21 protein-coding genes and 4 pseudogenes are annotated in these 22,989 nt (G+C 36.9%); 4 read left to right on the forward strand and 21 right to left on the reverse strand.

What is annotated here, in order from left to right; translation table 11 throughout:
• Nucleotides 1–6 precede the first annotated feature (6 nt).
• Both OCV62_RS01495 and OCV62_RS01500 read right to left on the reverse strand, forming a co-directional pair.
• A complete protein-coding gene (locus tag OCV62_RS01495) occupies nucleotides 7–2,424 on the reverse strand; it encodes a glycoside hydrolase family 3 C-terminal domain-containing protein (protein ID WP_262584786.1) in 2,418 nt (805 codons plus the stop codon).
• Nucleotides 2,425–2,595: 171 nt separating this feature from the next.
• Nucleotides 2,596–3,105, reverse strand: a complete 510-nt coding sequence (locus tag OCV62_RS01500) for a hypothetical protein (RefSeq protein ID WP_262584787.1) — start codon at nucleotides 3,103–3,105, stop codon at nucleotides 2,596–2,598.
• A 202-nt stretch (nucleotides 3,106–3,307) separates the two neighbouring features.
• Between OCV62_RS01500 and OCV62_RS01505 the strand changes: the two genes are divergently transcribed.
• Nucleotides 3,308–4,066 (forward strand): helix-turn-helix domain-containing protein, encoded by a 759-nt coding sequence (locus tag OCV62_RS01505; RefSeq protein WP_055147517.1) that lies wholly within the window; start codon nucleotides 3,308–3,310, stop codon nucleotides 4,064–4,066.
• 123 nt (nucleotides 4,067–4,189) lie between these two features.
• On the opposite strand, the gene tnpA is transcribed toward OCV62_RS01505, so the two are convergent.
• The 4 genes from tnpA to OCV62_RS01525 all read right to left on the reverse strand — a co-directional run bounded on the left by tnpA (nucleotide 4,190) and on the right by OCV62_RS01525 (nucleotide 6,582).
• On the reverse strand, nucleotides 4,190–4,612 hold the full coding sequence (tnpA, locus tag OCV62_RS01510; protein WP_262584788.1) for an IS200/IS605 family transposase: 423 nt from the start codon (nucleotides 4,610–4,612) through the stop codon (nucleotides 4,190–4,192).
• 187 nt (nucleotides 4,613–4,799) lie between these two features.
• Nucleotides 4,800–5,243, reverse strand: coding sequence for a DUF3592 domain-containing protein (locus OCV62_RS01515; RefSeq protein ID WP_262584789.1), 444 nt, complete (start codon nucleotides 5,241–5,243; stop codon nucleotides 4,800–4,802).
• Between the two features lie 220 nt (nucleotides 5,244–5,463).
• Nucleotides 5,464–5,919 carry a hypothetical protein gene (locus OCV62_RS01520; protein WP_262584790.1) on the reverse strand — a complete coding sequence of 152 codons (456 nt, stop codon included), beginning with the start codon at nucleotides 5,917–5,919 and terminating at the stop codon, nucleotides 5,464–5,466.
• A 240-nt stretch (nucleotides 5,920–6,159) separates the two neighbouring features.
• Entirely contained in the window at nucleotides 6,160–6,582 is a 423-nt protein-coding gene (locus OCV62_RS01525; protein ID WP_262584791.1) for a hypothetical protein, read from the reverse strand.
• Between the two features lie 918 nt (nucleotides 6,583–7,500).
• Here OCV62_RS01525 and OCV62_RS01530 point away from each other — a divergent pair.
• A pseudogene (locus OCV62_RS01530) lies at nucleotides 7,501–8,253 on the forward strand (Abi family protein); the annotation flags it as partial.
• A gap of 146 nt (nucleotides 8,254–8,399) precedes the next feature.
• Here OCV62_RS01530 and OCV62_RS01535 read toward each other — a convergent pair.
• A complete protein-coding gene (locus OCV62_RS01535; protein WP_262584792.1) occupies nucleotides 8,400–9,425 on the reverse strand; it encodes a CPBP family intramembrane glutamic endopeptidase in 1,026 nt (341 codons plus the stop codon).
• Between the two features lie 28 nt (nucleotides 9,426–9,453).
• Nucleotides 9,454–9,771, reverse strand: coding sequence for a hypothetical protein (locus OCV62_RS01540; protein WP_055059040.1), 318 nt, complete (start codon nucleotides 9,769–9,771; stop codon nucleotides 9,454–9,456).
• Nucleotides 9,772–10,107: 336 nt separating this feature from the next.
• Between OCV62_RS01540 and OCV62_RS01545 the strand changes: the two genes are divergently transcribed.
• Nucleotides 10,108–11,301, forward strand: coding sequence for an IS110 family RNA-guided transposase (locus tag OCV62_RS01545; RefSeq protein WP_262584794.1), 1,194 nt, complete (start codon nucleotides 10,108–10,110; stop codon nucleotides 11,299–11,301).
• 170 nt (nucleotides 11,302–11,471) lie between these two features.
• On the opposite strand, the gene OCV62_RS01550 is transcribed toward OCV62_RS01545, so the two are convergent.
• From OCV62_RS01550 to OCV62_RS01565, 4 genes and pseudogenes are all read right to left on the reverse strand, one after another.
• Nucleotides 11,472–12,308, reverse strand: a complete 837-nt coding sequence (locus OCV62_RS01550; RefSeq protein WP_262584795.1) for a CPBP family intramembrane glutamic endopeptidase — start codon at nucleotides 12,306–12,308, stop codon at nucleotides 11,472–11,474.
• 218 nt (nucleotides 12,309–12,526) lie between these two features.
• The gene (locus OCV62_RS01555; protein WP_055039029.1) at nucleotides 12,527–12,904 is read right to left on the reverse strand and encodes a hypothetical protein; all 378 of its coding nucleotides are present in this window, start codon (nucleotides 12,902–12,904) and stop codon (nucleotides 12,527–12,529) included.
• 103 nt (nucleotides 12,905–13,007) lie between these two features.
• Nucleotides 13,008–13,480: pseudogene (locus OCV62_RS01560) on the reverse strand (GNAT family N-acetyltransferase).
• Nucleotides 13,481–13,663: 183 nt separating this feature from the next.
• A pseudogene (locus OCV62_RS01565) lies at nucleotides 13,664–14,146 on the reverse strand (DUF4368 domain-containing protein); the annotation flags it as partial.
• Between the two features lie 76 nt (nucleotides 14,147–14,222).
• On the opposite strand from OCV62_RS01565, the pseudogene OCV62_RS01570 reads away from it, so the two are divergent.
• A pseudogene (locus OCV62_RS01570) lies at nucleotides 14,223–14,423 on the forward strand (transposase); the annotation flags it as partial.
• A 6-nt stretch (nucleotides 14,424–14,429) separates the two neighbouring features.
• Here OCV62_RS01570 and OCV62_RS01575 read toward each other — a convergent pair.
• From OCV62_RS01575 to OCV62_RS01615, 9 genes are all read right to left on the reverse strand, one after another.
• The gene (locus OCV62_RS01575; RefSeq protein WP_262584797.1) at nucleotides 14,430–14,735 is read right to left on the reverse strand and encodes a hypothetical protein; all 306 of its coding nucleotides are present in this window, start codon (nucleotides 14,733–14,735) and stop codon (nucleotides 14,430–14,432) included.
• Nucleotides 14,736–14,804: 69 nt separating this feature from the next.
• A complete protein-coding gene (locus OCV62_RS01580) occupies nucleotides 14,805–15,185 on the reverse strand; it encodes a helix-turn-helix domain-containing protein (protein ID WP_262584798.1) in 381 nt (126 codons plus the stop codon).
• Between the two features lie 294 nt (nucleotides 15,186–15,479).
• Nucleotides 15,480–17,183 (reverse strand): RCC1 domain-containing protein, encoded by a 1,704-nt coding sequence (locus OCV62_RS01585; RefSeq protein ID WP_262584799.1) that lies wholly within the window; start codon nucleotides 17,181–17,183, stop codon nucleotides 15,480–15,482.
• On the reverse strand, nucleotides 17,173–17,754 hold the full coding sequence (locus OCV62_RS01590) for a rhomboid family intramembrane serine protease (RefSeq protein WP_330667177.1): 582 nt from the start codon (nucleotides 17,752–17,754) through the stop codon (nucleotides 17,173–17,175). The genes OCV62_RS01585 and OCV62_RS01590 overlap by 11 nt, the downstream gene beginning before the upstream one ends.
• A 59-nt stretch (nucleotides 17,755–17,813) precedes the next feature.
• Nucleotides 17,814–18,974, reverse strand: a complete 1,161-nt coding sequence (locus OCV62_RS01595) for a toxic anion resistance protein (RefSeq protein WP_262584800.1) — start codon at nucleotides 18,972–18,974, stop codon at nucleotides 17,814–17,816.
• Between the two features lie 22 nt (nucleotides 18,975–18,996).
• A complete protein-coding gene (locus OCV62_RS01600; protein ID WP_262584801.1) occupies nucleotides 18,997–19,884 on the reverse strand; it encodes a toxic anion resistance protein in 888 nt (295 codons plus the stop codon).
• 24 nt (nucleotides 19,885–19,908) lie between these two features.
• Nucleotides 19,909–21,015, reverse strand: coding sequence for a 5-bromo-4-chloroindolyl phosphate hydrolysis family protein (locus tag OCV62_RS01605; RefSeq protein ID WP_262584802.1), 1,107 nt, complete (start codon nucleotides 21,013–21,015; stop codon nucleotides 19,909–19,911).
• Nucleotides 21,016–21,035: 20 nt separating this feature from the next.
• Complete coding sequence (gene hxsA3, locus OCV62_RS01610; RefSeq protein ID WP_262584804.1) at nucleotides 21,036–21,632, reverse strand: His-Xaa-Ser repeat protein HxsA3; 597 nt, start codon at nucleotides 21,630–21,632, stop codon at nucleotides 21,036–21,038.
• Nucleotides 21,625–22,989, reverse strand: a complete 1,365-nt coding sequence (locus OCV62_RS01615) for an MORN repeat-containing protein (protein ID WP_262584806.1) — start codon at nucleotides 22,987–22,989, stop codon at nucleotides 21,625–21,627. Before OCV62_RS01615 ends, hxsA3 begins: the two co-directional genes overlap by 8 nt.

Genomic DNA, 22,989 nt, shown 5'->3' on the forward strand with positions numbered 1-22,989 from the left:
CTCTCTCTATTTCTTCAGCAGTCTTTTAAAAGCCTGCAAATATTTTTTATTAGCATTGTAAACTAACATATCGATTAACTTCGGAGTTGCAATTCCACCACTGGTTGCAATCAGTCCTTCCAGATTTCCTTCTTCGACTCCCATTTTTACCATTTTAAAGGCCGGGTCCCGCTCTGATTTTCCCCGAAGTATAATCTTAAGTCCGATATGTACGACTCCACGAACAAATTTTCCAAACATTGAGACATTTACCACATCCTGATAGGAATCGTAAACCGTATACTCTCCACGCTTTTTTTCTTTGTCATGTTTCGGTTCACCGCCTAATAGCTGATAAAATTGTTCTGCACTGATTTCCATTCCATGTGGCTGCTCTCTAAAATAATCCGGAAACAGTTCTCTTTCATTTCTAAAATAACTATTTCCTACTACTTCCATATTCGCCTTTAATTGCAAATCATGTACTGATGCTCCGATACAGATCTGATACTTGCCGCTTAACATGGAAAAAGCTTTTTTCTCTACATCATAGACGGAAAAACTTCTTTCATCCAGTTCTAGTATAACTTCTTTTTCTTCTCCCGGATGCAGATATATTTTTTGAAATCCCTTTAGTTCTATATGGCTTCTGATAACATCTGATTCAATCGGGCAGATATATAACTGTGCTATTTCTGCTCCACTCACTTTTCCGATATTTTTAATTTTAAAACGAATTTGTTTCTTTCCACCACTATATACTTCCGGTACATTCAATTCCGAATAGGAAAAAGAAGTATAGGAAAGTCCATAACCAAACGGATATTTTACCGGAACATGGAATGTCTCATAGTAACGATAACCTACAAAAATGCTTTCCCTGTATTCTACATCATCATTCGGAGGTGCAAAATATCTCCATGCCGGAGTATCTTTTTCTGAAAACGGAATTGTCTCTGCCAATTTACCGGATGGATTCACCTCTCCACTGATTAAGTCAGCAACAGATTCCCCTACAGCCTGTCCTCCGAGGTACATGTGAAGAATTGCTCCTACATTCTTTTCAAAACTAAAATCCATAGGCGCACCACCGAAACTAATTGCTGCAATATGATCTTTTCCGACAGTTTCTGCAATTTCAGCCAACAGCTCTTCCTGATTTTGAGGGATTTTAAGATTTTTCCTGTCGTATCCTTCTCCTTCGTAAGATTCTGTAAGACCGATAAAATATAGAATCACACAATCCTTTTTTCTATATTCCTGTTTCAGTTTTTCTATCGTATCCTGTAGTTGCTTTTCTCCGAATTCTTCCTTTTCATTCTGATATCCCTGTATATAAGTTACCTGATATCCTTTTTCACGTATTGCTTCAATCGCATTTGTCATCTTCGTCGGCTGGATATGACTGCTCCCACCTCCCTGAAATCGCATCTGCCTGGCAAGCTCTCCAATAATGATTACTTTCTTCTCTTTTCCAATTGGCAAAACACTATTATTTTTCAAAAGCACTGCACTTTCATTTTCTAGTTTACGTGCCACCTGATTCTGTTCTTCCATATCTACCTCATAATTTTCTTCTATATTTTTATGAAGTGATACAAAATTCTGCAGAACATTCTTAGTCCAGTTATCCAGTTCCTGACCCGTAATCCGGCCATCCTTATACGCTTCTTTTAACACATCTGTGTGGAAGCCTTTCGGATCTGGCATTTCCAGTGTCAGACCATTTTTCATACAGCTTACAATATCATTTGCTGCTCCCCAATCCGACACCACACCACCTTGATATTTCCATTCTTTTCTCAGAACATCTGTCAGTAAGTATTTATTTCTTGCTCCAAATTCGCCATTAATCCTGTTGTATGAAGCCATTACAGAAGTCGGTTTTGCTTTTTTCACAACTTCTTCAAAAGCCGACAGATATATTTCCCTAAGAGTTCTTTCATCAATCTGGCTATTGGATGTCATTCGTCTTGTTTCCTGTGAATTAACAGCATAATGCTTTAAGCTCGTACCTATTCCAAGACTCTGTACACCTTCGATATATCCCGTTGCCAGCTTTCCTGTCAAATACGGATCTTCACTGAAATATTCAAAATTTCTTCCGCATAAAGGAGAACGCTTGATATTGATTCCGCAGCCTAGCACAATGGATATCTGCTCTTTTTTTGCTTCTTTCGCAATCGCTTCACCCATCTTTTTAACAATAGCAGGATTCCAACTGCAGGCTATTGCACTTGCAGTTGGAAAACAGGTTGCTGGCTTACTGGTTTCAATATCCCCAATCTTTTCCTGCTCCAGTTTTCGAATCCCATGTGGTCCGTCTGTCATCATAATAGAAGGGATTTTTCCATTACAGTCATAAGTATGCCAGTCACCAGCACCGCCTAAAAGCCGGATTTTTTCATCTATTGTTAACTGTTCACATATTTTATCAATGTTCATGGCTTATCCCCTCTTTCAAAGTCCATATCTAATGCCAATATTCTGTCGAATTGCGTCCATATCATTTTATTACGCCATTTTTATAAGGCGGAAGTGCATTGGTAACATATCCCGATGTATTATGTGTCGTTGCACCATCTACTGCTTTTCCCCAAATATCATACGCTCCATTTACTCCATGCAGATCCGTACAATCATTGAGTGCATCTGCAATTCCCAGGGGACTAAATGCATCTCCATTAAATACAACCTCTCCAGATCCTTTGTTATGACACAAATGTGCATGAGTATCGCTGTTCCGATAATGTTTTCACCACTTGACGGTCTCGCCATCACGTTCGATGTCGTTATTGGATTCCCATCCTCGTCATAAAAATCAATATTTACATCTGCTTCCGGGAACGGATTATTTCCTTCTGTAAGTTCCAGTTCAAACCGGCATGTTTCATCCACATTATCTTTCCAAACCAGTGAAGTTCCCTTAATTCCAACATATTTCTTTTTTACATAAGAATAAAAAGAAAAGGAATTATCTTCATACTGCTCTACTTTAAATCGTGTCCTATCTGACAATGTCGTATTTCGAACAATTGCATTAAAAGTGTTATATGTGAGATACTTGCTATCCTGATCAAAAAGAATATATTCTCCTAAGTCAGATGCTTTAAAGTAGAATGTCATTCTTACTTGGATATGCAAAACCACCAACAGAAGTTCCAACTAACAAACATTGCCAGTAAAAAAATTACTTCTTTTCGTTTTATAGCATCTATCTCCTCTCTTTTAATCTCTTAATTGCATTTTATCTATTTCCGGCATATAATTATATTGATTTATCGTGTTTTATGTCAATTTATCGTGTTTTTGACAGAAGGAATTACCTATGTATAAAATGAAGTCAGACATCAATTTTTCACTCACACATGAAATGTTGGAAAATGCAGAAAATGAACGGATACATACATCTTATGCACAGGAAAAGGCAATTCTCGAATGTGTTTCAAACGGAGATATTCATGCATTGGAGAATACCTATTATTCACTCCCAACAACTGTTTACGGAAAGATGACCTCTTCCAATTCCAAATTAAAATTACTTTTTTATGCAAGTATTGCTAATACAACTTTAGTTACCAGATATGCCATCGAAGGAGGACTTAATGAGGAAACTGCTTTTTCCTTAAGTGATGTATATATACGAAAAATGGAACAATGTACCGATGTTGACGCTTTAATGAAATTAAATGAACAGATGGCTATTGAATTTACGCTTCGTGTTGCTGAGGCAAAAAAGACGCCAAAAAACTACTATTCACCAGCTATTTCTCGCGTCATTGATTATATCTATCATGGAAAAAATAAAACTTTAACCTTAAATCAACTGGCATCTTTAGTTAATTTAACACCTAAATATCTGTCTGCCCTGTTCCATAAAGAAACCGGACAGACGCTTACTGTTTTTATCCATAAAGTTCTTATCGAAAAGGCAAAAAATTTGCTGGCACATTCTGACTACAGTCTGGGCGAAATCAGTACTTACTTGAATTTTTCATCTCAAAGTTATTTTATTTCTATTTTTAAGCGATACACTGGTATAACCCCTGGACAATATCGTAAACTGCACCGCCAGATTAGTTGGTAAAGTAAAGAATAAAATAAGAATATTGATGATTAAACGTTACTATCGCCAGAACTTTTCTCATCTTGGAGATAAAAGAAAGCTACCAGTTTTTATTTATTTAATGTTGTACTAGTCTCAGGCCTGCTACTTTCTTCCATCCTCTAACTTATCATTTTCTTCTTGTTCTTGAATATATTTTCTTACCGTTTCTTCATTCACATTACCTACTGTAGAAACAAAATATCCTCTTGCCCAAAAATGTCTGTCTCCCCATTTTGTCCGATACTCAGGATGTCTGTCAAACAACATCAATGTACTTTTTCCTTTTAGATATGACATAAATTCAGAAACACACATCTTTGGTGGAATAGCCACATACATATGTACGTGGTCTACACACACCTTTCCATCAATAAGTTGCACCTGCTTCATCTCACACAATTTTTTTATGATTTCCACTAAATCCTTTTTCGTTTCTCCATACATTATTTTTCTTCGAAACTTTGGAATAAAAACAATATGATATGTGCAGTTCCATCGTGTATGTGTTATACTTTGAGTATCCATTTTGGATATCTCCTATGCTTTTGATATGGCCTGCGAAACCAATATCATTATAGCATAAGAGTTTTTTAATACTCTAGGTAACGCTCCGGCTTTGCCTCGGCCCCCATTTCAAATGGGGGATATAGATATTATTCATTATATTATCAGAACCTGTATCATCTGTCCGTAAATATCTCACACTATATGTTTACATATTCTTAGACACAACGAAACCAATGATTCCCACTAAACATCCGCAAATCACAAAAGCAATCCCTATTATTTTCTGGATCGTCGATACAGACGTCTGATTTTCTGCCGGAACATATATCATATGTGGATTCTCCGGATTATAATATAAGATTGTCTGCTGCCCTGTTTGAACAAAATTTTTTCCTGTTCCAATCACACTCTTTTGTACTACCCGTTCGCCATTTACATAAAATTCGTATGCGGGATACCATGTGTAATTATAGGTATCCACATTTCTCTTGTAGACTTCTTCCACATCCACAACTGTCGCAGTCGTCTTCTCCACGCAGTCTTTCTTCGACTTACTAATCCTGCGATCCACACCTTTTGCACATACAAACAATATGGCAGCTATGATCCAGAACAGACATGAGACGCCTATTACAATCGCAATAATCATTTTCTATTTCTCCATCATTGTATACTCTATTTTTTTAGGAACAACCTTCCCATCAACCACTTTTACTTCGTCTAATGGAGCCAGCACATTCTCTTTAAAATCGTACTCCACATAATGTTGTCTCGCTCCTCCCATCCCACGCATCGGCATAGGTCTCTATTCCGCAATCACACACTAGTATGAACAGTGCCAGAATCAGGCACAAACCTTTCATTAACTTTTACATTTCGTAGATTTCCTCGCTTTCCCCTATATAATCAGCCAGATAATGAGTCACAAACATTTTCACATGTCTAAAAGTAACACAAGATTCCAGCGCATAGAACGGTAATACTTCCAGTAACAGCAACGCACAAAACCATGCCAGCCCCAGCCATATCGACTGTCTGAACAAATATAAAATAAACAAATCTATAATCAAAAGTGTTACCCAGATAATTTTATCAGATAAAGAACACCTTCGCTGCACGGTCATCTTTTTCCCATCAAAAGAAAAATCCCAATATGACGTTACCCTGCCTGATGAGAAACGAATCACCGGCATGCCTTGCTTGAACTGAAGCGTTATCATGCCATGTTCCTTATCCTGCAGATACTCCTGTCTATGTTTACTCATATAGGTCAGTCGATCGATAACCGCCTCTTTTCTATCTTTAAGGAAATACATCTTTTTCATCACATTATGCTCCTGTATTTAAAAATAACGAGCGGAATCTCCGTTCATCATCTTCGTATCCTCTGCAGACAATTTCGCCGATATCTCCGTGGTTAAACATAATCGCCAGATCTTTTTTTATATTTCCCTTCCGAGAGATCATATAAGAAAATCTCATTTAGAATGCGATCTACGTTTTGTAATCAATACACTTGATGCTACTACCCCAGAAAATGCAATGGATACATCAGCAATCATTCCCTACTTCCATATAAATCGTGTCATTGTTATCGTGTCACCAATTTCTCTTTTCTTATAGTCTTCTTCTGAAAGGAAACACGTACTCTCATATCCCGAATGTACATCCCTTCCAAATATTGGGTAAAACCGCTTCGTATCCCGGATATTTTCAGCGCCATAAGACTCCGTCTCAATCACTGGTTGCTTTTGCACAAGTACAACATCATGCTGTAACACCTGCTTTTTTCTCAGTTGTCTTATATTTGCATTCTCTGTCAGAACGCATGCTCCAGCTATAAATATTACTATAACATAATACAGACAAACAAAGATATCACTCCCATCAAAATTGAAAAAAGTGCTGACAACCATACCTATGAGCAATGCCACAAATGCTATCAAAACCCACCTGTTCCTCTTTTTTCTCCGTGCCCTAAGCTCCACGGCTGCATCCTCATCATTGATTTGTCGAAATGTGAATCCCTACTCATCTTCTGCCGTATAAACAACTTTTGTGTGATCTAAAACCATACCTTACTCCATTCTACACGATTATTTTTCACCTGTTTAGATACTTAAATTTCCAGCTGCAATAGCCATTATACTTGAGACTCTGTACTTATCATCTAACAGGCTAATTAATTCATGCCTTTGATTATCTGTCAGATTTAGCGACTGTACAAAAGTGATTAATGCAAAATCCGCTACCTGCTTACTGTTAGCATCTGTCTGAATAACAAGTGAATCAATCAATAGCGAGATAGACGAAAATATATCCTTACAGCAAAATCCAATCATCGACAACGGTAGCACTCTCATCCCTCGTTGCACAAAAACATTCAACGAAACATTACCATTTTCTTTATTGATACTGCCGTACAAAATCCAAAGATGTCATACCGCAGTACTCAATATATCCAAACAAGTGCTTATTTAAACCACTACGATGCTCAGTCATATCAATTCGTAGCCTGTCTAATTTCGCAAGATGCCTAAATCTTCTACAGACCTTTATCATTGTAAGATCTATACCAAGCTCAGCAGCCTCCTTCTCCGAAATCTCTCTCATACCTGAGGCATCATCAGAATGTGTGAGCAGGTAGCTGCCTCTGGCAACATACTTATCCTTTATTCTGCTTGACTACTTTTCATCTGGTATATAAATCAGGGGCAAGGGTTTCCACGGAGTGGTGCATGCACCCTTGCGGCTGATTTATATACCGGATATCCTAGCCCAAGCAGAAGAAGGAAGACCATTCATCCGTTTCCCATGACAGTTGAACCTTTATGTCGGAACACTTTAGCATTATCATTGCCATCATGTTATCTATGTTAGTATAGCACTTCAATGACACAAAACTAAAGTCTCTTTTATATGGAAAAATGATGTTTATTGAAACTGCCCTTAAAAATATTGCATTAAACACAATTATGACAGAAATAGATTCAAGCAGTGTCTATGATATGTATGATAAAGCAATCAGCAGTTACAAAAATGCTCCGGCTGGAACTCGCGAAGATATAAAAAAGAAATACCAAAATAACAAACTGAATCTTCAAGGTTCCATACAAAATGCCATAGCCGCTGCATACCGCAAAGAGAACCCTAAAATCACCCATTTTTATAATAATGTCAACTATAATGAGGTTCCAATTTGGGCAATTTTCGAAATTCTTACTATGGGCGATTTTGGTTATCTACTTTCCTGTCTGACTATTGATATGCGTGAAAAAGTATCCCGTTCAATCGGCATAAATCTATCCAGTGATACCTATCGGGAATTGCTTTATAAATATGTATATGCCTTAAAGGATCTGAGAAATGCTATTGCCCATAATGATGTAGTATACGATACCCGTTTCAAAAAAATGGATCCATCCAGACCAATGAAGCAGTGTCTGATTTTAGAAATGGGAATGCCTTACATAAATTTCAAAACTATTGGTGACTATATTATTCTCATTTGTTATTACTTGAAATTACTGAAAGTTTCTAAAACTGAGATTAAATCATTTATTCGAGAATTTGAAAAGATCACACGAGAATACGAAGCATCCGTAAACCCGAATGTTTCAGCTATTACGATCTGCCACAGAATGGACATTGATTTTTGATTACAATTATGATTAACCTATTATAAGTTATGCCACTTCAATTTTTGCAAATATCATCCAATCTGCAATACATGAAATTAAAATAACTATTCCTAAAAATGCAGGTACTCCTGCAAATTGTTCTAAATAATTGAATGAATTCAATATTATGCTTTTTTCTCCTTAAATGACTTCAGAAAGATCACCCATCCATAGATCAGCAGATTCATTACCAGTGCCACAGGAATAGCTCCCCAGTGGATTTGCTGATTCTGAAGTACATCCGCAGAGTACGTTCCTGAAAAAACTACCACCATATTATTATTCAGAAAATGAATAATTATCGGAACCCAGATATTCTGGGTTTTCATATAAGTATATGCCATAAAAATCCCCAGTGAAATACAGGTAACAAACTGGCTTGCCAGAGCCGCCAGCCCCATATCCGGCGTAGTGTAATAGAAGAAGTCTATTGGCAGATGCCATACAGCCCACACACAGCCCAAAAGGATTACGCCGCCTTTTAGTCCAAATTTTTTCTGAAGAAGAGGCTGAAGATAATATCTCCATCCGTATTCTTCTCCAAAGAATGCCACTACTGACAGGAAAAAGTTTACCAAAACAGTAAAAAATATGATCCAGGTAGTAGGATTTGCCATTATTTTGCCAAATTCAGAAAGCTGGCCGCTCAGAGCACAGGCAATCACAAATCTGAGAAGATATAATCCAATAAACAACAGGATCATACGAATAGATATATTCCAATGTTCGCTGTTCAGTCCATAGGATCTGCGCTTTTCTTTACCGGATTGCAGAAGAAGAATCCAGAAAATAACGCTGCCACCTATTATAACGTACTCCATGATCGTTGCCCACTGAGAATATGGCATGCTCATCAGATCTCTATTTTGGGGAGCCAGAACAGAAGCCGCCGTGCAGACAACCAGCACCGCCGTGAGAGCTACAAAGAATATGTAAAAAGCCGTTGGAAGATTTTTATCTCCTTTTTTGGTAATTAAATAAGCCATCATCACACCTGCTGCTGGATACAGCATCTGCGAATTTGGAAAAGCGCTGAGATCAAGACCTTTTCCATAGCTATACCACATCAGAAGTCCCATTACATATGTGATTCCGTATGCTATAATCACATAGATCAATAGCTGTTTTTTCTCTGTTTGCATAAATTTCATAATTTCCTCCTTGCAACTTCAAAGTTATTTACTTCTCTTCATACTTTTTAACGATAACTAAACTATAAGCAGCCATAATTACAATTGTTTCCACCATCACACCAATAACCGACAACAGAACGTATGGTGTATTTTGACCATCTAACAGCGGAATTCCTAATATAACAAAAATGATTCCATAGATTATAAACAATAGTCCGCTCGCACGATTGTAACCTTTAACATCTTTTACTTTTATTGTTTCGGTATTAGCCCAGAATCCAACGGGATTCTTAGAAAACATATCTTTTATTCCTAATCCAATTATAAACACTCCCAAAAGTGACCATATAACAAACCCAATCATATTGTTTCTCCTTACAAACCGCATTAAAACCATAATGAGACACATTCTTGTATTTCCCAAAATCGAAATTTACTAATTCTACAAATTCCGATTCTTAATATATGAGTAGAGGCTTTTACAGTCTCTGCTCTTTCTTTATGATGAAGGTGATTGGTCTGACGTAATTTCCGATTGGGACACCACGCCCGAAGTTAAATGTGTCAGCCCGCCTTCATTGTTCTACATTCGATTCAGCAAGTTGGGAAAGATTGCTTCTCCCGTTTAACGAAAGAATATGAGTGAACCTTGAAGAGCTGGATCCAATCATAAATCACTTACGAAAGGAGCGTCTTTCTTATGATTGCTGTTGGTATCGATGTTTCAAAATCCAAGAGCACCGTTGCCATTCTCAATGGAGATGGCAGCATCCGTGCCAAACCTTTTGATGTCCACCATGTCGCTGATGAGCTGCAGGCATTGGTAGATTACATCAAGAGGACTTCAGAGCCTCCAACCATCCTTATGGAGCCCACCAGCCACTACCACTATCCACTCCTGAAAGCCTTCACGGAGGCGGAACTCCCAGTCTGTCTGATCAATCCATACCAGATGAAGAAGTATGGCGATACCGAACTCAGAAAGGCGAAAACGGACAAACGTGATTCTCTGCGAATCGCTCAGTATGCCCTTGAGAAGTCCTATTCGCTGATTCCTTACACTCCTCAGGACCAGAAGTATGAAGATCTCCGTTTTCTGTCCAGGCAATACAGTCAGAGGATATCAACCCTAACTGTTGCCAAAGTTCAGCTGCTCAGCCTTCTGGATGAAACAATGCCCGGCATTACGACCATTCTTCCTCTTAAAAGCAGGGATCCCGACAACTGTGTGCTTCTGCGTTTCATTAAGCGTTTCAAGTCTTTCGATGTAATCCGTAAGATGGGCAAGACACGTTTCCTGGACAGCTATCAAGTCCTAGTCAAAAAGACCAAGGATCGTTTTGCCGGTTCTAAGGGACTGGCTATCTATGAGCTGGTCCTTAACAGTGTTACCACCCGTGGAGAAAACCCCTTATCCGCAATGACTCAGGATCAATGTGTTGATCTCGTATCCACATCTCAGAAAGCTGCCGATGAGATCAATCTTCAAATGCGGATCATAGCAGAGACCATGCCGGAGTACAAAGTGCTTCGTTCTATGGCCGGCGTGTGGGACCGACTGGGACCGATCATTCTTGGAGAAATCGGTGACATTCGCCGTTTTCACAGTGGCAAAGCACTCAATGCTTATGCCGGCAATGATGCTCCGCCATATCAGTCCGGACAATTCGAGAGCCGGAATCGTCACATCTCCAAACGTGGCAACCCGGCTCTCAGAAAAGCTTGTTTTGAGGTAATGCAGGCTCTCAAACTGACAAAACCTCAGGACGATCCTGTTTACCTTTTTCTGCTCAAAAAGGAACAGGAAGGGAAACCATACAACGTAGCCAAAATGGCTGCCGTCAATAAGTTTCTGCGGATCTACTACGCTCATGCAATGGAGTTGTACAAGTAAATCTGTCCGCTTTCATTATAGCTGTTAACTGCCGGCCTGCAACAGCAGGTCTTATTAAGGTTACTCTCTTTTTTGTTCTCAAGGTTCTCGAAATCTTCAAAAATCTGCTTGACAAACATTAGCAAGATTTGACAAGTACCTTATAGCTTCATATTTTCAAACCTATTATATCAATTTTTTCTTGATTTAATCATAAAAAATGCTATACCAGCAACTATTATGTATCCGAACAATGAAATAACAGATGATTCAATTCCAAACTCACCACCTGTGATGGCGAAATCTTTTGAATTAAGTACATATGTCATTACAGAATATTTATCCATTTTTTCTCCAATGGCTAATCCTCCACCAATAATCACAACGTTCCAGATAGCATGAACTATTCCACTATTCCAAACTGAACCACTTTCTATTGCAATCATCGAAAACATAACGCCTACCATCGTTCCGGCGATAATTACTAATAAACAACTGCCTATTGAAAAATCCTGTCCAAGAACATGTACAATACCAAATAACATTGATGGAACAATTACAGCCACCTTAATATTCCATCTCTTCTTTAATGCATTAAGTATAACTCCTCTAAACACCATTTCTTCAACAAATCCAGCCGCTATTCCGGTAAATGCAACCCCTGCACTTAAAGTATTGAACATCTGATTTCCATTCATATTTGAGGATACATACTTACCGTTGAATATTAAAAGATAACTTTCTTTTATAACAAATGGTAATAATACAGCTATCAAAATCCATCTTATTTTAATAGCAAATTTAGGCATTCCGAAATCCGAAGTCGGCAATTTAATAATTTTGCTAATAAACATTTTCAGAATAAGATATGTCAATCCAGCATATATAATTCCAGCGATAATATTACAAATGCCAGTTGGAATTTTTATTATAACAAACATACTTGCAATGGATTGTGCAATAATCTGTGTGATTATTAAAATAAATATGGCAACAAACGATGTGCTAATTGCTTTTTTTGTACTCATTTTATTTCTCCTTTATAACTTTCGATTTTAATGTCTTTATTATACCATAATGATACTATTATAAAAAAGGAAAAAGAGCTCCTTCGAGCTCTTTTGATTCAGTTCTGTAAACTTGAATTTTATCGTTCTTTCATACAATACACATAAGTCTGTACAATATTACGCATATAAATAAACTGATTATGTTTGCTCTATTTGTTTTATAGTTTGCATTTATTTCAAGTAAAATCAAATACATGCAATGGGACAATAACAATAATAAGACTAAATAGTAAAGTCACTATCTTTAATATTTTACTTTTTTTCCAGAAAAAATAGTACATTGCAAACTGCAATATTATACTTATTGTAAAATAAAGTATCCACTTTAATTCCCATTGCACAATAGCTATTATTGATTCATAATCAAATTCAGTAAAAATTATGCATACAATAAATATCCAAAGAAAAAGTAAAAATACAATAAATTCGTATCCTGCTAATGCAAGTACTTTTTTTCTTATACTTGCATTTCGCATAAAAAAAACAACCCCAATAGATAATATACACAATAAAAATGTTCTATAATAATCCGAAAAAATTATTTCTGTTATCACATTCGTGTCTCCTATAAAAACTTCTGTTAAATCAGCACAATTTTTCAAATATTGATAGCAGCAATATTTCGATTTGTAAACCATAAACTCAAATTACAGATTCCTACAATTTGCAAATCATTATATACTCTTCGTCATTCTCATCGACAATTTCAAATCCTACTTTTAGATACATATGAACTGCATAATTCATCTTCTGAACAGATAATGACACTTGCTTATATCCTTGCATTTTCAGTTTTTTTAGCATCTGCTCCATTAGATTAGTTCCAATACCATAGTTTCTATACTGTTTTAAAAGTGAAATTGCAAATGATGGTGTTTCAGCATCAATATGTCCATAATCATTCATAATACGACACCATACTGCACCAACAATTTCATTATTGGCTTCAGCAACCAAACACAAGTCTCCTTTATTCTTACCAAAATCTTTAACATACACCTGTAATTCTGGTTGATTTATAATCTCTTTTGGTGGTATAGGAACCCCTTCTGGAATAAAATTGCTTCGTATAAAAAAGTATTTAGCACCTTGGACTCGTTTTGTCTTAATTCTCTTATTGAATAATCCATATAAACCTCCGATTTATTTTTTATAAATCAGTTGCTATTCCACACATCCAAACACCTCCACAAACAACGATTTGTTAAACTATCTATACAATACCATATCTCTTTGGCTAATACAATAATTGCATCGCTCCCGCTTATTCTCATCAATTCTGCAACTAACGTATCGTGATCATATGCATATTGTCAGGCTGTCTGTTCACTTTTCTTTGCATGATACGCTTCACGTCTCATAGCCAGTGTTTTTTCATATCTTACTTTTGCAATAGGATCTCCGCTTAATGCATCGTCACGCATTTTCCGGTAACTCTTTACTGTAGCTCTTACCTGATACTGTTTACGCTCTGCAAGCTGGCTCTGTGCTTCCTGATCTCCGACTTCTGTTTTTGCCTTGATCTCTGCACGCTTCTGATTTCTTTTCTGCGTAGATTTCTTAGAAGATTTCCTCTTTCTTTCAGCAATCTCTTCCGCTCTGCGTGCCTCCTCTGACTGCAAGGCTTCCACTTCATCCTCACTGAGTGGAAGAACAAAATTTCCAATGAAATTGAAATAAATATCCACTTGCTGAGTACGGTCTTTTGTTCTGCCACCCTCTGCTTCATGAATTACAACCTTTTCAATGAAATCATTAAGCATAAGCTCTGTAATATTTGTTTGTTCCTCTGTTTTTGTGTAATCATCTACACTCGGTGTACCTGAATATTACGGTACGGCAGAGCCGCCAGTCCTGTGTGGCCCGGAATACTCAAACAATGTGATCGAGCGGCTGAACCGGGAAATCCGCCGACGGACGCGGGTGGTAGGGACGTTCCCTGACGGCAACTCCGCCCTGATGCTGGTCTGCGCGAGGCTACGCCACGTGGCGGGCACCCAGTGGGGCAACAAGAAATACATGAACATGAAGCACTTGGAGGCGGCTCTGGACGACGCCTCTATTGCCGGCTGACTTCATTCAGCCGGAGCCTGCAAACAATTTTGCGCATAAATCTTGACGGCACCTTGGCACTGGTGCTATGTCCAGAGCAGTTTTTACCGGGATTTCTACAAAAGAAAGGTCAGACGGGTTGGTAACTTCCTGGAGTCCCTCCTGTTCACAGACTTCCCGGCGGATCTTTCGGAGCCAGTAATAGTAAGATTTTTCAGAAATGTCGTTTTCAGCAAGCCACTGCTTTGCCGTAGTGCCTGCCGGTCTGTCCTGGCACTGTCGAATGATGTTTATCCGGTTCGACCTGTGGACAGTGTGAGTTAATTGATCCATGCGCTTTAGCCTCCTCTAAAAAACTAATAGTTTTTTCGTCTCATTTAGAGTGTGGCATAAAAAAACTACTTAGCCAAGGCGCAGGATTTGACATTTACCATCAATCAATTCATCCATATCGTTATATGTGTACATGTACGTTCCATCTGCATAGCACCATTTACAATACTCCTCATTTAATGTGCCATCCTTATCACGTCCCAATATAGAATCATCATCAATAGGCATGCCGCAGCACTGACAGATCAGCTTTCTGGGTTCTCCCAAAAGCGTATTGATCGAGACATCAAATTCTTTCGACAAGAGCTTAAGTGTATCAGTATTCGGAACGGTATCTCCATTTTCCCAGCGTGATACTGCCTGCCTTGTAACCATGATTTTATCTGCCAGCTCGTCCTGTGACATTCCTCTTTCTGTACGAAGTTTCAAAATAATATTTTTCGTTTCCATAGCCATCACCTCCATAACCATATCATATAGATAAATTAAGTTCTGAAAAGCAACCTGCTGTTGCCATATCCTGTCTATATGATTTAATTATCACTCTTTGGTCATGACTTTCTTGCACCAAGTTCTTATCTTACAGTGAGGACATTTTAAATATCTTGTACTCACAATATGCATTCCCATAGTATATTGCATAAATGTTGCAAATACGCGGTTACTCTTAAAACACATATTTTCCATTTTATTAAATAATACTGTAGACGGCACTATTTACTTATCATTTTCATGTATTATTTGTTAAAAATTTGAATATAGACGAACATCCATACTTTTCAGTTCATCACTAATAAATAATGTAATTTTTGCCCCATCTATCTCAAATGTACCTCTATAAACCACACTACTTCCATATTGACCTCTAATAATAATATCTTCATCATATCCCATCTTCTTCGCTTCATTTTTAATTATATTTGCTATGTATTCTTTTCTAGTAGACGAATTTGATACCTCCAAAGGCAATTCTGTTTTTAAGTCAATATATTCTAGTTTATCATCTAAAAATTGCAAGGTAACATTTGTAATTTGTGGCAAATTTCTAACAGAATCTACCTTAAATAAGTCCGCTGCCTCAATATTGGATATGGTAAATGAATAATTTATCATTCCACTGGGAGTTGAATCTGAAACTGTAATTTGATTATTATTCAACATCTGTTCTAGTTTTATTAATACTGATTTGCTGTCCATTCCAATATGTATGTCGGCTTCTTTATTTATTCGTTCTTCTTCCTCACGTGTTTTTTTCTCTGCATATTCTCTCTTAAATTTTTCTGCCTGAGACATCTCGTTTGAATCATCAAAATATACTATTTCTTGTTTTCCTATTTTTTCTATGTAATCATTTTTATTTTGATAATTTACTAAATCATTCCATAATTCTACCTTACTCTGTCCATCTGTATTAAAACTACCTACTGCTACTGCCGTCCCATCTTTCTTTATACAAATTGTATTAAAGTAGGAATCTACAAATACAACATCTGTTATACCATTTATACTAAGTTGTGTTTCTATAGAACTATTATCATATGAGATTACACCACTACTGGAAAGACCCGCTCCTGTCGCTACCAATGTTCCATCTGATTTTAATCCAACAATTCCCCATCGATCGACTGAGATCTCTACAATATCCTTCCACCTTGATGTATCACAAATACAATCTGAATATCCAACACAGACAACTGTTCCATCAGATCTTAATCCAGCTGTATAACAGTCTTTTGTCTCCACCTGAATAATATTTTTCCAATTATTAATTTCTAATTGTCCATAATAGTTAGAACCCGTACCCACAACCGTGCCATCAGACTTTAATGCCACTAATGATTCTAATCCTTGAGATATTTGAATAATATTATTCCACTCACTCGTGTCCTCTATTTTCCCTTTTGTATACTCTGAAGTGCCACTAGTAACAACCGTACCATCCGCTTTTAATCCTGCCAGATAACTTTCACTTGCAGAAATATCAATAATATCTCTCCATTTCTCAATTCCCGGAATTTCAATAGATGCAATAACAGTCCCATCCTTCTTTATTGCCACCACATAATCATTTGAAGCAGTAATACCCACTATATCATTCCATGCACTAAGATCTATTTCGTTATTTGTTGTAATAACAGTCCCATCTTTCTTTATTGCATAGAAGGCATTTTGTGAACTAGCAAGCGTATTATTAGTCATATATTTTTGTAACTCTTCATCATCTTCTGCTGATTCATTCCCTACTGTAGTCATATATCTTTGTAATTCTTCATCATCTTCTGTAGATTCATTTCCTACTCCCTCTTCATTATTTGATATTTCAAGATGCTTTCTAGCTTCATGAAAATATAAAAATATCATAATCATCAATAGTGAAACTAACACAACGCATAAATGCTTATATAATTCATTATCTCGTTTTTTCATCTTATTTTCCTTAATATCCATACCTCGACTTTTTATTCAGCAAATAACCAAGTACAGCTCCCACAATTCCCCCAACAATATGAGCCATATTAGAAATATCATTCTGCACAGCAATACCCTCATATACCTGCTGCCCTATAAAAATAACAGCAACTAATACAAATGTTAATGGGATTTCCCCTTCCCTAAATCCTGCAAATGATGCAAGTATTATAAATGCGAATACCACTCCGCTTGCTCCACACAACCCCACATTCCAAAAGAAAATATAATTTACTATGCCTGTAATAACTGCTGTTATGCCAATTACTTCTATTAGTTCCTTTGAACCATGTTTTTCCTCCAACATCGGACCCAATAGCAACAGATATGATGCATTTCCAATAAAATGGCTCCACCCAGAATGACCAAATATATGGGTAACAAATCTTACATATGTCATTGGACTAGTTAAGGATGTATGATATGTCATAAATACACTTTGCGTAATTCTTCCGTTAGAGATAACACCTAATAATGTTGCAATAAAGCACATAATAACAAATCCCAATGTTACTGGTGCATTAAATGTAATTTTCAGTCTCTTATGCAAACGATTCCCACCTTCCAAAAATGGAAAGAGTTTCATTTCTTCCCATTGTCTCACCAATTCTATCTTCGCTTCTTTCCTGCTTCAAGCATAGCCTGCTTTAAATCTTCTTCTATTTTAACTAATTCCTCTTGTGCCTTAACTCTCTGAACTGCTCCCTGTTCATGAATTTTAACTACTTCGTTTATAGATGCAATCAAATCTCTATTACACTGCTTCAATGTATCAATATCTACAATCGGTCTTTCTGATTGCTTAGCAGTCTCAACAGTTGCCATCTTCAATGTTTCAGAATTCTTTTTCAACAGCTCGTTGGTTTTATCCGCCAATGCTCCCTGGGCGACAAGCGCTCTACTTGTATGCTCAATTCCCAAAGATAGTACAAGCTGATTTCTCCAAAGAGGTATAGTATTTGCCAATGATGACTGTAATTTATCCATCATTTCTCTATCGTTATTTTGAAGCATCCGAACCTGAGGTGCCGACTGAATTGAAATAACTCTTGTAATCTCCAAATCAGACAATTTTTTTTCAAATCTATGACACAAATCTTCATAATCACGATATGCCTGCACATCTTCCTGCTTATCGCTATTTTCCGCGATACTCTTTAACTGTGTGAGTTTTGTTTCTTTTGCATGATCTAGTGCTTTCTTTCCGGCAATAATATACATGGTCAGCTCTTTATAATATTGCACATTCAACTCGTACATTTGCTGGTACATAGATATATCTTGTCCAAGCACATCTCTATGCTTAATCAAATCCTTTTCTATTCTATCCACATTACTTTCAGCCTTGGCATAATTAGCTCGTATTGAACCTACACCTCTTTTAGCTTTTTGAAAGATGCCTAAGATTCCTTTCTTCTCTGGCTCTGTTGTTGCATCCAAAGCCACTGTAAGCTCTTTTAATGAATCGCCAACTTCTCCCAAATCATATGTTTTTACCTTTTTAAGTATTGTGGTTGAAAATTCTGATATATTGGTTTGCGCCTTAATTCCATAATTTACAATCTGATCCACGTTTTCAATGTCAATCTCATTTGCAAACTGTTCTACCATAGCCTTTTCTTCTTCAGATAGCATACTTTCATCTATAGTTCCGGCAGAATAGTTTGATTCCGATTTATTTACCACGCTTTGCATAGTAGGTACACTATCTAATAATTTCTCAGCCGTCTTTTGCTCTGGATTCAATGTCAACTGTATTTTTTCTTCCATAATGAAGTCCTCCGTAATTTTATTATCTCAAGGAGTCGCTAAGCTCTAATCTTATGCCTCCGTCTTTCTTCTCCATACTGTCAAGGTCGTCTAATGCCTTTTTAAGAGTTTCATTTGTATTTATTAACTTTTCTACAAAAAGTTCTTTGGATTCTCCACGTTTTTTTCTGCCTACATATTTTTCCTTTGTCATATATTTTTGAGTTATTTCTGCAACTCTATTTTGAATTTCCAAATTCCGATTCATCTTTTCAATCCCTAAAAGAATGGTAATCTGATTTCTCCATATTGGGATAGTTCCAGATACAGCTCCCATAATTTTATCAATTAGTCGTGCATTATTTTCCAGCATCAAATTCATCTGAGTTTTTGTTTGCAATGTAACTGTATGTGATATGCCCAAATCTTCAATTCTCTTTGAGAGCCTTTCATACCATGCCTTAATATCATCAGGAATCTGACCTTTTGGTTTTTTATTCACCACATCATTGCCATATGATATAGTTGTCTGCAAACTTGATAACGTTTCATCTATGCATCTGCCCAACTCTTCAAATAATTTTGAATCTTTAATCAGCTGTGCCTCTTGTAGTTTCAATGCCAATTCCATTTTATCCATATATACAAGAACTTCATTGTATTTCTTTATTAGGCGTTCCCTCTTTTTTTCATTACTGCTTGGAAATATTCCTACCTTTTTTTCTATCGAGACCTGAAAATCATCTATTTCATTAAGTATATCATGAATTAAATACTCCAACTCGCCATTGCTATTAAGCAACTGGTTGGAAATTATCTTTGAAAATTCTCTTAGCTGCTGTTGAGCTTCACATCCAAACAACAGTATGCTGTCAGCATTTCCCACTATCAGCTCATCTTGTCCCAATATTTCTTTGTTCTCTTTCTCCAAACATATCACCCTATCAATTATTGATTACTCTGAAAGTCCATCCTGCTTCATTAAGATCTCCATAGCAGAAATATCTGTCGCTATATCCATCTCTTTCTCATGATAAAACTTATCTAATAATCCTTCAAATGAATCTATGATTTTATCAATAGCCCCTTCAATATCTTTTTTGGTTTTTTCCAGGCTCTTTCCTTTTATCTGTTTTTCATCAATCTCTATATATGCTTCAAGCAGTTTTTCTGTTGTTGGTAAATAATAATTCATAAACATTCCTAGCTTATCCGCATTTTGTGGATTGACATCTACTTCATGGAATATCATTGATACTACATTTTCCATACGATCCAGCTTCTGCGAAATCATCTTATCTTTGATGATGTCATTGCTTTCATGAATTTTATCAATGTATCCCTGTCCCTGATCCATAATTGCCTGCATCTCTTTTGTTCGCTCTTTCATTCTAAGACGTTCCTCAACTTGCTTTCTATAATATCGATCATATACGGCCTGCTTATCCTTATACTTTTCATATACTTCATCAGAGACAATAAATATCAAATCATCTTTGCCAAAATGCCCCTGTGGTATTAACTTCATCGTTACAGCCTTCTTCAAATCTTTAATTACTTTTTCTGGTTCCTCTTTTGAATAAACTGCCAAATCATCAATAAGTTCGATATTCTTAAACCTAAGATCCCTTACATATGTATTATATCTTTTGTTAAAGTGCATTTCACAAATTCTCTTTGCAATAACAATAGAATTTATAGCAATAACAACCACCAATACAAGAATCCCCACAAGCGCAGACATTCTAAATGTATCCGAATATACTACGGTTCCTATATAAATAGGTGCATAGTACAAACACAACGCAGTAAATAAAATACACACTACAACACCCCATGTACGCGCTGCTGGACAGTTGTATTCAAATACATATTTATCTCGGCTACTATTTACACTTGGTAATTTATCAAGCCGTTCTGTCATTTCCGAAAAGGAACCCTTTTCGACACCATTATTAACAATGTCTACCGCTTCTTTTGCCTCTTGCAAATATTCATCTTTAACATTATCAACTTCTTCCTTCGGCTTTCCTCCAGGAAAAAAATTATTTAATATTTCCATCAAAAGTTCTCCTACCCTAATTATTCAACTTTATCTGTTGCAGATGGCTGGTGAATTTCTCCTGCATCAATTTTGGTTACTTCACTTGAAGCCGGCACTGCCAATGACGGCATTATACTTGAGGCCGGCGTTCCATTGGGAAGTTCTATATTCTGATTTACATCTGGCAGCTTAAATGTATCTTCAGTTGCTGTGACGACAGGCGTTTTTATCGTTGGCACATTTGCTGCTGCCGGTGCCTTATATGTAACATCTCCTTCTGAACTATAAGCTGAGTTTGAATGCGATGATGTATTTGAATGCGATGTATGGCTTGCATGACTAGAATGTGTATTTGAATGCGAACCATGATCTGAATGAGATGTATGGCTTGCATGGCTCTCATGACTTCCGTGATTTCCATGACCACTCGATCCCGATCTATGGGAGCTATGTGACCTATGCGAACTATGAGATCTATGACCAGCAAAAACATCCATCTGCATTAGGCTTCCGAGTACAACAATCATCGTACCAAGCACAAGTAATTTTTTTCCTGGGATATTTCCCTCTTCATCTTCAATTAGATTTTCTATACTTTTTTGAAACTTTGGAAATAATTCATCCATATTATTCATATATTTTCACACACTTTCCATTCGACCAATCTGTCTGATAATGAGTTGACGAATTTGTATAATATTGGCATTCTCCGTTCGGTTTACCATTTTCAAAAGAACCAGCCAGTTTATATCCATCCTCACCGGAAGGATAAAAATATGTTCCATTTCCATTCATTTGGTCTTCAGACCACTTACCCTCATATGATGCGCCACTTGTCCATGTATATGTTCCCTGACCTGACTTTTGTCCATCAGAAACATTTCCATTATACTGATCGCCATTGCTATATTTTATCTGTGCCTGTCCTGACAATTTTCCATCACTCATTGCCCCATTATAAGTAGTTCCGCTAACCAATGACATTTCAACAGCTGTTGGCTGTCCATCTGTAATTGTAAATGTGTAATTGCCAAAATCATTTTCTATATGATAGCTACCGTTTACAAATGTATTTTTATCAAAAGTACCACTTGCATAACTTCCATCTGAATATGTATAGGTCCCAGATCCAGTCATCTGATCAGAAGCCCACTCTCCATCGTACTTATCACCAGATATCCATGTATATACGCCCTGACCACTTCTATATCCATCCAGAAAAGCTCCATCGTAAATGTCTCCACTTACAAAAGTCATCTTTCCTGTTCCAGTCAATCCTTTTGTATCACACGATCCTATATATGTTGACCCATCTGCATATTCTATAGATGCCTTATCAATATTCCCTGATTTGTAAGTTAAATTATAACTTCCAATACTATTCTTAAATGTACATGTTCCGTCTTGAAAAGCATTATCTTTAAATGTTCCTGAAAAAATCACTCCATCCGGGGTTGTATATGTACCTTGCCCGCACATCTGATCATTTTTCCACTCGCCTTCGTATACACCTCCATCATCCCAGGTAAATATTCCATTCCCACTTTTCTTTGAGGAGGAAAATTCTCCTTGATATGTACCCTCATTGGGAACGCGCAAAGTACCGCTTCCCTTTAACTGATTCTGCTTCCACTCTCCTGTATATGCCGCTCCAGTCTCAAATAAAAATTGACCATCACCAGAAAGATATCCAAAATCTGTTTCGCCAGCATACAAACCCTTGGTTAACTGAATCTGTCCCGATGAACGCATCTCATGTTCTCTTAAAACCCTTTGTTGCAAATCATCAGCTTGTATTTTCTGCCCAAGGCCTCCCACAACGATTATCTCGGCTACAGCCAAAAGAACAAGTCCCCATGATGATAATTTTTTTCTTCGTTTAAGAGCCTTTTCATGCTCTTCTTCGGGTGTTATCACCTTTTCTATTGAATTACTATTTTCCGTTTTATTCATACCCTCTTCGGACAATTTCTCTTTTTCTAAATCCGCCAT

It is taken from the genome of Gallintestinimicrobium propionicum (genome assembly GCF_025567525.1).
Taxonomy (GTDB): Bacteria; Bacillota; Clostridia; order Lachnospirales; family Lachnospiraceae; genus Gallintestinimicrobium; species Gallintestinimicrobium propionicum.

Excerpts from the sequence above, each read along its gene's own strand:
- OCV62_RS01540 (WP_055059040.1), bottom strand. The coding sequence starts at position 9,771 with ATGATTGGGTTTGTTATATGGTCACTTTTGGGAGTGTTTATAATTGGA.
- hxsA3 (WP_262584804.1), bottom strand. The coding sequence starts at position 21,632 with ATGAATAATATGGATGAATTATTTCCAAAGTTTCAAAAAAGTATAGAA.
- OCV62_RS01495 (WP_262584786.1), bottom strand. The coding sequence starts at position 2,424 with ATGAACATTGATAAAATATGTGAACAGTTAACAATAGATGAAAAAATC.
- tnpA (WP_262584788.1), bottom strand. The coding sequence starts at position 4,612 with ATGGATACTCAAAGTATAACACATACACGATGGAACTGCACATATCAT.
- OCV62_RS01545 (WP_262584794.1), top strand. The coding sequence starts at position 10,108 with ATGATTGCTGTTGGTATCGATGTTTCAAAATCCAAGAGCACCGTTGCC.
- OCV62_RS01585 (WP_262584799.1), bottom strand. The coding sequence starts at position 17,183 with ATGGATATTAAGGAAAATAAGATGAAAAAACGAGATAATGAATTATAT.
- OCV62_RS01500 (WP_262584787.1), bottom strand. The coding sequence starts at position 3,105 with ATGACATTCTACTTTAAAGCATCTGACTTAGGAGAATATATTCTTTTT.
- OCV62_RS01505 (WP_055147517.1), top strand. The coding sequence starts at position 3,308 with ATGTATAAAATGAAGTCAGACATCAATTTTTCACTCACACATGAAATG.
- OCV62_RS01515 (WP_262584789.1), bottom strand. The coding sequence starts at position 5,243 with ATGATTATTGCGATTGTAATAGGCGTCTCATGTCTGTTCTGGATCATA.
- OCV62_RS01605 (WP_262584802.1), bottom strand. The coding sequence starts at position 21,015 with ATGGAAATATTAAATAATTTTTTTCCTGGAGGAAAGCCGAAGGAAGAA.
- OCV62_RS01580 (WP_262584798.1), bottom strand. The coding sequence starts at position 15,185 with ATGGAAACGAAAAATATTATTTTGAAACTTCGTACAGAAAGAGGAATG.
- OCV62_RS01520 (WP_262584790.1), bottom strand. The coding sequence starts at position 5,919 with ATGAAAAAGATGTATTTCCTTAAAGATAGAAAAGAGGCGGTTATCGAT.
- OCV62_RS01575 (WP_262584797.1), bottom strand. The coding sequence starts at position 14,735 with ATGGATCAATTAACTCACACTGTCCACAGGTCGAACCGGATAAACATC.
- OCV62_RS01535 (WP_262584792.1), bottom strand. The coding sequence starts at position 9,425 with ATGAAATTTATGCAAACAGAGAAAAAACAGCTATTGATCTATGTGATT.
- OCV62_RS01595 (WP_262584800.1), bottom strand. The coding sequence starts at position 18,974 with ATGGAAGAAAAAATACAGTTGACATTGAATCCAGAGCAAAAGACGGCT.
- OCV62_RS01550 (WP_262584795.1), bottom strand. The coding sequence starts at position 12,308 with ATGAGTACAAAAAAAGCAATTAGCACATCGTTTGTTGCCATATTTATT.
- OCV62_RS01615 (WP_262584806.1), bottom strand. The coding sequence starts at position 22,989 with ATGGCGGATTTAGAAAAAGAGAAATTGTCCGAAGAGGGTATGAATAAA.